This window comes from Nocardia tenerifensis NBRC 101015, assembly GCF_000308715.1.
Classification (GTDB): Bacteria; Actinomycetota; Actinomycetes; order Mycobacteriales; family Mycobacteriaceae; genus Nocardia; species Nocardia tenerifensis.
Map to the genome: position 1 here is coordinate 1 of NZ_BAGH01000443.1, position 771 is coordinate 771.

Below are 771 nucleotides of genomic sequence, written 5' to 3' on the forward strand. Positions count from 1 at the left end.
ACGCCGCGCCGCACGAGGCGACGGGCGCCATCGATGTACCCCTTGTCGACGGGGCAGCAGAGCTGGTGGGTGGCCCAGCAGCTGCAACCGACGGTGCCGCTCACGGTCGCCATGTACCTCGACCTCTCGGGCCCGCTCGAGGTGGCGCGGATGGCCCGCTGTGCCCGGCGCGCGGCGCGCGAGCTCCAGTCTCCGCAGCTGCGGTTGCGGACCGTCGAGGGACAGCCGAGGCAGTACGTCGATCACGACGCGGAGACCTCGCTGGCGATCGTGGATCTACGCGCCGAGGCCGATCCGGTCGCGACGGCCATCGACACGATGGAGCGCGACTACGGCGCGCCGCTGGACCCCCTCGAGCCCCATCACACCGTCGCCACCCTGTTCCAGGTGGCGACGCAGCGCCACCTGCTGTACCTGCGCAGTCACCACATCGTGCTCGACGGGCTCGGCGCCGCGGCACTGCTGCGGCGCATCGGGGAGCTCTATCGCGCCGAGGTTCTCGCGGCGGAGGCAGAGGGGCTCACAGCGGAGCCGGACGAACGAGCCGAGTCGCGAACGCGGGGAAACGGTTCCATCGAGCGCATGGACACCGTCCGGCCCGTGCACATGGGACGAACCCGCTCGGCCGGGCGGGTGCTGTGGCGCTCGGCGAATCATGTGGTGACCGAAAACCCGGAAGCAGCAATCGATTCCGCGTCACATGGCTCCGAAGCCGCCGGGGCGGCGAGCGCCGAGATCGACGGCCGCGCGATTGAGGGCGGCAAGGTTGAC

Annotated in this window: 1 protein-coding gene; it reads left to right on the forward strand. The window is 71.1% G+C overall.

What is annotated here, in order from left to right; translation table 11 throughout:
- Positions 1 to 33: 33 nt before the first annotated feature.
- Positions 34 to 771, forward strand: a 738-nt coding sequence (locus ON39_RS33870; RefSeq protein ID WP_255219319.1) for a condensation domain-containing protein, incomplete at its 3' end; no start/stop codon positions are given.